This is a genomic window from Betaproteobacteria bacterium (assembly GCA_016791345.1).
Taxonomy (GTDB): domain Bacteria; phylum Pseudomonadota; class Gammaproteobacteria; order Burkholderiales; family JAEUMW01; genus JAEUMW01.
Genome location: JAEUMW010000216.1, coordinates 1 through 8,783, shown reverse-complemented (window position 1 = coordinate 8,783; position 8,783 = coordinate 1). Strand labels below are relative to the sequence as shown.

The following is an 8,783-nucleotide window of genomic DNA, read 5'->3' as shown; positions in this document are numbered from 1 at the left end:
GCGTGGACGACGAATCTCGATTGCTCGTTCACGACCAAGAGCACGAAGGTCAAGGGCTTGAAGTGCCTGAGCGTGGACTGCCCCGACGCATACAAGCATCCGACCGATGACAAACAGGCGGCGTGCTCGACGGATCCGACGCGATGGTATGTCGTGACCTACTGCCCGGCCGGATCGAGCATGCCGAAACGATAGAGGCTGCCCAAGCGTCCCGTCTTTTGTCGTTTGGGGAACGACGTCTGCAAACCACGCACTGGCGGATGCCTCTTGCTGGGCCTGCGGGCGCTGTTTCCCACAGAGTTCGGTATCCCCGTCAGACGTCACACGGCAGGCGCAAATACGCGCTCCGCCGCGTCGGGATCTGTCCAGGCGAATCGAAAGCAGGCAAACTGACGTGACTGCTGACTGACGACTGACGCTACGGATGGGAAGGGGTTGCGAGAGTTGATCGCCTTCACGCACCGGCGCGGGCAACGGCCAGTCGATAAACCTCGGTGCAGGAGGAAACATCCGCCTGCGGAGCGCGCAATGAGAAACCCCTGGACGAAGAAGAACCCGTTCATGAGCATGTGGTTGAGCGGGGTCAACGCGGCGATGGGCCGAGGTCGCGGTCACGCGGCTGCCGCGTTCAAGCGCGAAACCAGGAAGGCCACGGCGGCCTTGGCCACCGCCGGAATGAATCAGGTCATGGACTTCTGGAAGAATGCGCTAAAGCCGCCGACGGTACGGCGCAAGCGGCGCAGGTCGCGCTGACTCTGCCTCACCCGCGTCGAACGCGACCGCTGCTTCCCCCATAGGCATCTGCCGCCGCGCTGCGCCGGTCTACTGCCGCACCAGCTGCCGCGCGAACTCGCCGCCCGTGCCGCGCCAGAAATCGCGGTCCGCAGCCCGCACCCGCTGGGCGGCGTGCTCCATGTGTTCTGCTGCCGCGACGCGCGCCGCATCGGGATCGCGGGCTGCAATCGCAGCAACGATCTGCGCATGTTCCGTCTGCACCTGGCGTGAGAAATCGGCGCGCCGCGCCTCGTTGGCGCGCGTCACCTTCACCGCCGCCCGGATGTTCCGGGCAAACATTTCCACGAACTGCACCCAGTAGGGATTGCCGGTCGCGGCCGCGATGCACTGGTGGAACCGCGCGTCCTCCTCGACGCCGGTGCCCCCGCTGGCCACGGATTCCTCGATCCGCCGCAGTGCGTGCTCGATCTCCGCGAGTTGCCCCGGCGTGCAGCGGACTGCGGCCAGCGCGGCCACTTCGGCCTCCACCCCGCGGCGCACCTCGATCAGGTTGAGCAGCGACTCGATCGATTCCTCGGTCAAGCGGTCCGGCGACGCGCCTGGCCCCGTTTTCGGGTCGAGCACATAGGCGCCACTTCCCTTGCGCGTCTCCACCAGCCCCTCGGTCTTCAGCAGAGCAATCGCCTCGCGCAGCACGGTGCGGCTGACGCCGAAATGCCGGGCCATCGCCAGCTCGGACGGAAGCCGCGTGCCCGGCACGAGCTCGTCGTCGCGGATGCGTGTACGCAGCATCTCGGCCACGCGGGAAGCCAGATTGCCGGTGGCGAATCCGTTGTCGCCATTGGTAGCGATGCCGCGCCCAAAGTCATTCAGATCGGCCATGTCAAGTTTTCACGTTCAAATTGCAGTACGACAACTATACAGAAAAATAGATAACAAAAAACAGTTGACAGACAACAAATAGACAACTATCGTACACCCATACAGATTGTAGACAGATACGGACGAGCAAATAGCTTGATCGTCACGTAGCTCAAACCCGTCCCCTTAGGAGGAGATAGCATGTCCAGCACTGCCATGCCGGCATCCGCGCCGGAACTCATCGCATCCGCTCGCCCCCCGCACGACGAGGCCTCGGCGTACCGCAAGGTCACCTGGCGCCTGCTGCCATTTCTCATGCTCTGCTACGTCGTCGCCTACCTGGACCGGGTGAACGTGGGTTTCGCAAAGCTGCAAATGCTCTCCGACCTCCAGTTCAGCGAGACCGTGTACGGGCTAGGTGCCGGCATCTTCTTCCTTGGCTACTTCCTCTTCGAGGTCCCCAGCAACGTCATCCTGCACCGGGTCGGCGCGCGCGTCTGGATCGCCCGGATCATGATCACCTGGGGGCTTATCTCCGCAGCTTTCATGTTCGTCGAGACGCCAGAGAGTTTCTACCTGCTGCGTTTTCTGCTCGGGATCGCTGAGGCCGGCTTCTTCCCCGGCATCATCCTCTACCTGACCTACTGGTTCCCGGCCGAGCGCCGCGCACGCATCGTCACCATGTTCATGGCCGCGATCCCGCTCTCGGGCGTGTTCGGCGGCCCTCTGTCCGGCTGGATCATGGAGAGCTTCGCGGGCACTGCCGGATTCGCGGGCTGGCAGTGGATGTTCGTGGTCGAGGCGGTCCCCGCCGTCCTGCTCGGCATCGCCGTGCTGCTCTACCTGGACAACGGCATCCGCTCCGCGAAATGGCTCTCCGAAGACGAGAAATCCCTGCTGGAGAATCGCATCGAGCACGACTCCAAGCATGTCACGGCGCATCCGTCCCTGCGCAAGGTGTTTGCGGACCGCCGCGTGTGGACCATGGCGCTGATCTACTTCTGCTGCGTGATGGGGCAATACGGTTTGACCTTCTGGATGCCCAGCCTGATCAAGGCCGCCGGTATCAAGGGCGTGTTCGACATCGGTCTCTTCACCGCCATTCCCTACACCTGCGCCGTGATTGCGATGGTGCTGCTCGGCCGCAGCTCGGACAAGCACCGCGAGCGCCGCTGGCACCTGGCCGTGCCGATGGTGCTCGGTGCCTGCGGGCTGGTGGGCAGCGCCCTGGCGGGCACGCATACGGAGATCGCAGTCGCCTTCCTCGCGCTTGCCGCCGCAGGCGTCATCAGCTCCGCCCCGCTCTTCTGGAGCCTGCCCACGGCCTTCTTGGGTGGCGTCGGCGCGGCTGCCGGCATCGCGGCGATCAACTCGGTGGGCAACCTGGCCGGTTTCGCCAGCCCCTACCTGATCGGCTGGATCAAGGACCTCACGCAGAGCACCGACGTGGGCATGTTCGCGCTGGCCGCCATCCTGGTGGCGGGTGCGGCGATGGCGCTGAGGGTGCCGGCGCGCATGGTCAACCGCTGAGCGTACGATTCGCGGGGGCGTGCCAATGCTCCGCTCCCGCGGCAGATCCCCTTCATTCAGGAGTCACGAAATGAAACAGCAAGTAAGCCGTGTGGGCGTGATCGGCCTCGGGGCCATGGGTGCCGGTGTCGCACAATCGCTGCTGCGCGCCGGATTCGAAGTGCATGTGTTCGACGTGCGGGCCGAAGCGATGCAGAGGCTGGCGGACCAGGGGGCTCGGCGCGCCTTCTCGCCGGCCGCGCTCGGCAAGACCGTGGAGGTGCTGCTCACCGTCGTCGTCAACGCCCAGCAGACCGAACAGGTGCTGTTCGGCGATCAGGGTGCCGCGGCCCACCTCGGTCCCGGCTCGGTGGTCATCGCGAGCGCCACCGTATCGCCCGAGTTCGCGGAAGGTCTCGGCGAGCGGCTGGCAGCTCGCGGTCTGCACCTGATCGACGCGCCGATTTCGGGTGGCGCCGCCAAGGCCGCAGCGGGCGAGATGTCGGTGATGGCCTCTGGCGCGCCGGAGGCCTTCGCCAAGTGCGAGGACGTGTTCACCGCCATCAGCGCGAAGCTCTTCCGCCTGGGCGATCGCCCCGGTCAGGGTTCCAAGGTGAAGATGATCAACCAGCTCCTGGCCGGCGTGCATATCGCCGCAGCGGCGGAAGCGATGGCCTTGGGGCTCAAGGCCGGCTGCGACCCGCAGGCGCTGTACGAAGTCATCAGCAGCAGCGCCGGCAGCTCCTGGATGTTCCAGAACCGGGTGCCACATATTCTCGCCGGCGACTACACGCCGCTCTCCGCGGTGAACATCTTCGTCAAGGACCTGGGCATCGTCCTCGACTACGCGAAGAAGGGCTTCTTCCCGCTACCGCTGTCGGCCACCGCCCACCAGATGTTCCTGCAGGCGTCGGCGGCCGGACACGGCGGCGAGGACGACTCGGCCGTGGTCAAGATCTTCCCGGGGATCGAATTGCCTGCCGCGCCCGCCGGGGCGCAGGCGGCCTGAGGACGCCGGCCATGGGAGCGCTTCTGGGTTGCATCGCCGACGATTTCACCGGCGGCACCGATCTCGCGGGCATGCTGGTCAAGGCCGGCATGCGCACGGTACAGATGATCGGCGTGCCGCAGGGGCCGGTGCCGGAAGGCGTCGACGCCGTCGTCATCGCGTTGAAGTCGCGCACGGCGCCGATCGAGGAGGCGGTCGGCGTGTCGCTGGCCGCGCTGCGCTGGTTGCAGGAAGCCGGCTGCCGACAGATCTATTCCAAGTACTGCTCGACCTTCGACTCCACGCCGAAGGGCAACATCGGGCCGATCGCGGAGGCGCTCATGGGGGCGCTCGAGACCGACTTCACCATCGCTTGCCCGGCCTTTCCGGCCAACGGTCGCACGGTCTACCAGGGGCACCTGTTCGTGGGCAATGCGCTGCTGAGCGACTCGGGCATGCGCAACCACCCGCTGACCCCGATGACCGACGCGAATCTCGTGCGGGTGCTGCAGCAGCAGGTGCGCCGCCGGGTGGGACTGGTGGACCATGCGACGGTCGCGCGGGGTGCCGCCGCCATCGCGGAGCGTTTCGGCGCCTTGCGCGCGGAAGGATCGGGCTTTGCGGTCGTCGACGCCATCACCGACGACGATCTCCTGGCCATCGGCGCTGCCTGCGCGGGCCTGCCGCTGGTGACCGGCGGCTCCGGCATCGCGCTTGGGCTGCCGCAGAACTTCCGCCACCTCGGCCTGCTGCCGGACGGGGCCGTCGCTTCCGCCCTGCCGCCTGCTGGCGGTCTGCGCGCCGTGGTGTCGGGCAGCTGCTCCGTCGCCACCCAGGGCCAAGTGGCAGCCATGCGCGCGCGCCATCCCTCCTTCCACGTGGACCCGCTGCGGCTCGCCCAGGGCGACGACGTCGTGGCCGCCGCACTCGACTGGGCTGCGCCGCGCGTGACGAAGGAACCCGTGCTGGTCTACGCGACGGCCGCCCCGGAGATCGTCCGGGAGATCCAGCGCCAGCTCGGCGTCGAGCGCGCCGGCCACATGGTCGAGGACGCTCTGGCCAGCATCGCCCGGGGCTTGGTGAGGCTCGGTGTCGGTCAGCTCATCGTCGCTGGCGGAGAAACCTCCGGAGCCGTGGTCAAGGCGCTGGGAGTGAACGGTCTGCGCATCGGGCCGGAGATCGACCCGGGCGTGCCCTGGACAGTCGCGCTGCAGGAAGGTACCGGCCGCGCACCGCTGGCGCTGGCCTTGAAGTCCGGCAACTTCGGCAGCGGCGACTTCTTCCTCAAGGCCTGGAGCCATCTGTCATGAGCGCCGCAGTCCTCACGCATGGCGCGGAGAACCGTCTGCGCGAGGAAATGGTCACGCTCGGCCGCTCGCTGTTCGAACGCGGGCTCTCCTCGGGCAGCAGCGGCAACCTCAGCGCACGCCTCGACGACGGCTGGCTGCTCACCCCTACCAACGCCTGCCTCGGGCGGCTCGACCCGGCGCGCCTGGCAAAGCTCGACTGCGAGGGCGGACTGCTCGCGGGCGACCCGCCGTCGAAGGAGGCCGTGCTGCACCGGGCTGTGTACGCCGAGCGGCAAACCGCGGGCGCGATCGTTCACCTGCATGCGACCCACTCGGCGGCGGTGTCGTGCATGGATGGCCTTGACCCGCACGACTGCCTGCCGCCGCTTACCGCCTACTACGTGATGAAGATCGGGCGCCTGCCGCTGGTGCCCTACCACCGTCCGGGGGACCCGGCGCTCGGCGAAGCGATTCGCGCGCTGTCCCGCAAGCACACTGCGGTGCTGCTCGCCAACCACGGCCCGGTCGTCTCCGGCACGAGCCTGGAGGCCGCTGTGTACGCGATCGAGGAGTTGGAAGAGACGGCCAAGCTGTTCCTCATGCTGCGCAACGCGCCGACCCGCCCCCTGAACCAAGCCCAGATTGAAGAGCTGAAGGTCGCCTTCGGCCTCGATCTCTGAACGGAAGAAACCACCATGCCTAAATTTGCTGCCAATCTGACCATGATGTTCAACGAGATCCCCTTCCCGCAGCGCTTCGCCGCCGCGGCGCGTGCGGGCTTTCGCGCGGTCGAGTTCCTTTTCCCTTACGACTATCCTCCCGCCGAGGTGGCCGGTTGGCTGCGCGAGGCGGGCCTGGAGAGCGTTCTCTTCAATCTGCCGCCGGGCGACTGGGGTGCCGGTGAGCGCGGACTCGCGGCACTGCCGGGCCGCGAGTCGGAATTCCGCGCCGGCGTCGCCCGCGCTCTGGAGTACGCCCAGGCCTTGGGCACACCGCGTCTGCACGCGATGGCCGGACTGGTGCCGGAGGGCGTCAGCCGCGCCGCGTGCCTTGAGACCTATATCGAGAACCTGCGCCACGCCGCGCGGGAACTCGCCCGCCACGGCCGCACGTTGCTGATCGAACCCATCAACGGGCGCGACATGCCGGGCTACTTCCTGCAGACCCAGGCCGAGGCCCATGCGATTCGCGAGGCGGTAGCCGAGCCGAACCTCAAGGTGCAGATGGACTTCTACCACGCGCAGATCGTCGAGGGCGATCTCGCGACCACCTTCCGGAAATGTTTCGACGGCATCGGCCACGTGCAGATCGCCAGCGTCCCCGAGCGGCACGAGCCCGACGACGGCGAAGTGAACTACCCCTATCTTTTCGGACTGCTGGACCGGCTCGGCTATGCCGGATGGGTCGGGTGCGAGTACCGCCCGCGCGGTCGTACCGAGGACGGCCTGGGTTGGCTGCGTGCCGCGCTGGCTCAGCATTGACTACATCAAGGAGGAGACGAAGATGAAAGTAGTGATCACCGGCGGTGCCGGTTTCCTGGGGCAGCGTCTGGCGCGACGGCTGCTGCGCGACGGGCGTCTGACCGACGCAGTGGGCGCGGTGCGCGAGATTTCCGAAATCCTGTTGCTCGACATTGTCGCCGCCGAGGGAGTCGTCGATCCGCGCGTGCGCACGCTCACCGGCGACATCTTCGACGCCGGCCTGTTGCGCGAGGCAGTCGGCGCGGACACCGCCTCGATCTTCCATCTCGCGGCGGTGGTAAGCGGTCAGGCAGAGGCCGACTTCGACCTGGGCATGCGCATCAATCTGGACGCCTCACGCCTGTTGCTCGAGCGCTGCCGACAGCTCGGTACGCGACCCAAGGTGGTATTCACCAGCTCGGTGGCCGTCTATGGCGGCGATCTGCCCGCCCTCGTGACCGACGCCACGGCACTGGAACCCCAGTCGTCCTACGGCGTGCAGAAGGCAATCGGCGAACTGCTGCTGTCCGACTATGACCGGCGCGAATTCATCGACGGCCGGGTATTGCGCCTGCCCACGATCAGCGTGCGCCCCGGCAAGCCGAACAAGGCCGCGTCGAGTTTCGCCAGCGGCATCGTGCGCGAACCACTCGCGGGCATCGACGCCGTCTGCCCGGTCCGCCCGGAGACGCGCCTGTGGCTGCTCTCGCCGCGCCAGGCAATCGCCTCCCTGGTCGCCGGTCACGAGCTGGCGAGCGAGGCGCTGGGGCGGCACCGCTGCATCAATCTGCCCGGCATATCGGTGACGGCGGGCGAAATGGTCGAGACTCTGAAGCGCGTGGCCGGCGCCGAGGTCGCGCGACGCGTGCGCTGGGAGCCGGACGCTGGCGTCCAGCGCATCGTCGGGAGCTGGCCGCCGGCTTGGGACACGGCGCGCGCGGAGAGCCTGGGCCTGCGAGGCGACGCGGACTTCCAGAGCATCCTGGAAGCCTACATCGAGGACGATCTCCCGGCACAACACAAGGCCGCCTGACATGCCCATGCCGGCCGCAATCTTCGTCGGCCGGTATGCATCTCAAGCCACGGCCGGTACGCTGGGTGACGACCTGCCCAGGGATTTTCGGGCATGGGTTACTTGGGAACGGCTGCCTGGTTGATGAACTCGTACTGCCGTCGGAACTCCGATTGGGGTCAGCCTCAAAGCAGACACGCGCCACCAACGAGGCAGTCCGAATGAGGTCGTATCGCGAGCACAGACAGCCGACCCGAGGACGCCAGCCTTCCACGAAATCCTGGCACCGCCATCCGCGGTGACTCGACACACCTCGTACTCCGGGTTTCGCGGGGCGAGTGAGTCACCTATAGTAGCGTCCTGCGCACCGATGGCCCAAAAGAATGAAGTTCTGTAGCAATTGCGGCGGCATTCTCTCGCTCCGCGTCCCTGACGGTGATACCGCGCAACGACACGTCTGCGACTCCTGCAACACCGTCCACTATCTGAACCCCAAGCTCATCGTCGGTTGCATTCCGGAATGGGAGGGAAGAATCCTGCTGTGTCGACGAGGGATCGATCCCCGTTATGGCCTCTGGACCGTGCCGGCCGGATTCATGGAGTTGAACGAAAGCGCACAGGACGGCGCACTGCGCGAGACACTCGAAGAGGCCAACGCTCGGGTCGAGATCGAGCAACTCTACGCCCTCTACAGCTTGCCCCACATTGGCCAGGTCTACATGCTTTTTCGGGCTCGCCTGCTCGACCTGCACTTCTCCGCCGGTTACGAAACTCTGGAGGTCGGTCTATTCGGCGAGGAAGAAGTTCCCTGGGCTGAGCTCGCGTTTGCTACGGTGCGCAACACGCTTGGGCACTACTTTCGCGACCTGAAGCGCGGGGCATTCGAATTTCATACGGGGACGGTCGAGCCGCGTCCTCGCCAGATATCA

9 protein-coding genes are annotated in these 8,783 nt (G+C 66.6%); 8 read left to right on the top strand and 1 reads right to left on the bottom strand.

Annotation, left to right across the window (positions count from 1 at the left end):
- The first annotated feature begins 528 nt into the window (after positions 1-528).
- Positions 529-753, top strand: a complete 225-nt coding sequence (locus JNK68_08315; GenBank protein MBL8540363.1) for a hypothetical protein — start codon at positions 529-531, stop codon at positions 751-753.
- A 69-nt stretch (positions 754-822) separates the two neighbouring features.
- On the opposite strand, the gene JNK68_08310 is transcribed toward JNK68_08315, so the two are convergent.
- The gene (locus tag JNK68_08310; GenBank protein ID MBL8540362.1) at positions 823-1,617 is read right to left on the bottom strand and encodes a FadR family transcriptional regulator; all 795 of its coding nucleotides are present in this window, start codon (positions 1,615-1,617) and stop codon (positions 823-825) included.
- A 180-nt stretch (positions 1,618-1,797) separates the two neighbouring features.
- On the opposite strand from JNK68_08310, the gene JNK68_08305 reads away from it, so the two are divergent.
- The 7 genes from JNK68_08305 to JNK68_08275 all read left to right on the top strand — a co-directional run.
- Complete coding sequence (locus tag JNK68_08305) at positions 1,798-3,126, top strand: MFS transporter (GenBank protein MBL8540361.1); 1,329 nt, start codon at positions 1,798-1,800, stop codon at positions 3,124-3,126.
- 25 nt (positions 3,127-3,151) lie between these two features.
- Positions 3,152-4,114 carry an NAD-binding protein gene (locus tag JNK68_08300; GenBank protein ID MBL8540360.1) on the top strand — a complete coding sequence of 321 codons (963 nt, stop codon included), beginning with the start codon at positions 3,152-3,154 and terminating at the stop codon, positions 4,112-4,114.
- A gap of 11 nt (positions 4,115-4,125) precedes the next feature.
- Entirely contained in the window at positions 4,126-5,403 is a 1,278-nt protein-coding gene (locus JNK68_08295) for a four-carbon acid sugar kinase family protein (GenBank protein ID MBL8540359.1), read from the top strand.
- Positions 5,400-6,062 (top strand): aldolase, encoded by a 663-nt coding sequence (locus JNK68_08290; protein MBL8540358.1) that lies wholly within the window; start codon positions 5,400-5,402, stop codon positions 6,060-6,062. The genes JNK68_08295 and JNK68_08290 overlap by 4 nt, the downstream gene beginning before the upstream one ends.
- 15 nt (positions 6,063-6,077) lie before the next feature.
- A complete protein-coding gene (locus JNK68_08285; GenBank protein ID MBL8540357.1) occupies positions 6,078-6,863 on the top strand; it encodes a hydroxypyruvate isomerase family protein in 786 nt (261 codons plus the stop codon).
- A gap of 22 nt (positions 6,864-6,885) precedes the next feature.
- Positions 6,886-7,875, top strand: a complete 990-nt coding sequence (locus JNK68_08280; GenBank protein MBL8540356.1) for an SDR family oxidoreductase — start codon at positions 6,886-6,888, stop codon at positions 7,873-7,875.
- A 362-nt stretch (positions 7,876-8,237) separates the two neighbouring features.
- A partial coding sequence (locus tag JNK68_08275) for an NUDIX hydrolase (protein ID MBL8540355.1) occupies positions 8,238-8,783 on the top strand: 546 nt, incomplete at its 3' end.

What these genes read in the sequence shown, in the direction of transcription:
- JNK68_08290 (MBL8540358.1), top strand. Translation starts at nt 5,400, where the DNA reads ATGAGCGCCGCAGTCCTCACGCATGGCGCGGAGAACCGTCTGCGCGAG.
- JNK68_08295 (MBL8540359.1), top strand. Translation starts at nt 4,126, where the DNA reads ATGGGAGCGCTTCTGGGTTGCATCGCCGACGATTTCACCGGCGGCACC.
- JNK68_08285 (MBL8540357.1), top strand. Translation starts at nt 6,078, where the DNA reads ATGCCTAAATTTGCTGCCAATCTGACCATGATGTTCAACGAGATCCCC.
- JNK68_08310 (MBL8540362.1), bottom strand. Translation starts at nt 1,617, where the DNA reads ATGGCCGATCTGAATGACTTTGGGCGCGGCATCGCTACCAATGGCGAC.
- JNK68_08305 (MBL8540361.1), top strand. Translation starts at nt 1,798, where the DNA reads ATGTCCAGCACTGCCATGCCGGCATCCGCGCCGGAACTCATCGCATCC.
- JNK68_08300 (MBL8540360.1), top strand. Translation starts at nt 3,152, where the DNA reads ATGCTCCGCTCCCGCGGCAGATCCCCTTCATTCAGGAGTCACGAAATG.
- JNK68_08280 (MBL8540356.1), top strand. Translation starts at nt 6,886, where the DNA reads ATGAAAGTAGTGATCACCGGCGGTGCCGGTTTCCTGGGGCAGCGTCTG.
- JNK68_08315 (MBL8540363.1), top strand. Translation starts at nt 529, where the DNA reads ATGAGAAACCCCTGGACGAAGAAGAACCCGTTCATGAGCATGTGGTTG.